The organism is Thermanaeromonas sp. C210 (genome assembly GCF_013167955.1).
Classification (GTDB): Bacteria; Bacillota; DSM-521; order Neomoorellales; family Neomoorellaceae; genus UBA12545.
In genome coordinates, this window is record NZ_BLWF01000017.1 from 1 (window position 1) to 611 (window position 611).

Annotated in this window: 1 protein-coding gene; it reads right to left on the reverse strand. The window is 52.2% G+C overall.

What is annotated here, in order from left to right; genetic code table 11:
- Positions 1–385: transposase (locus TAMC210_RS13200; protein ID WP_217267417.1), on the reverse strand; the 385-nt coding region annotated here is incomplete at its 3' end.
- Positions 386–611: the final 226 nt, after the last annotated feature.

A 611-nucleotide genomic window follows, 5' to 3' on the forward strand; every position in this document is an offset into this window, starting at 1 on the left:
CGCAGCACGGGCAGACCCGCTCCTCTTCCGGCAGGCGGTGCTCTACTACTTCTACCGGCAGCTCTTCCAGGTTCATCTCCCGGCGGCCGCGCGTTTTACGGCGCTGGTAGGTGATGGTCTCCAAATCAGGTTCAACTGCTTCCGGCCGGGCTTCCACTTCTGCCTCATTAAAAAGCAAAAGCTGCTCTTGTAGTGCGCAAGTCCGCTCGCTGGAAGAACCGAATTGCCGCTTTTTACTTAAACGGAACTGCTCCATAAACCAATTTAACTTGGCGGTAAGTTCGGCATTTTGTTGTTCCAACTGTCTACACTGTTCTTCCAGCTGCAGGCAGCGGCTTTGCAGCTCTTCTATGGTCATGGCAGCTATAGATTGAGCAGTGTTCATGCTTTAATGATTCGCCGCAGAGCGCCGAATTCCTCTAGAATCAACCAGGAACTGAAAATATTTCTTTCTGGTGCTTTATATTACAAAATGGTGCGCGCCTTTACCTCGGGATGGTCTTTGGGCTGGTTCAGGGGAAGGCCGTCAAGCAGCCAGCGCAGCTCCCGGCGGCTTATGGTGATGGTGGAAGAAGTATTTCCCACAGGCCATATGAATTTGCCCTTCTCCA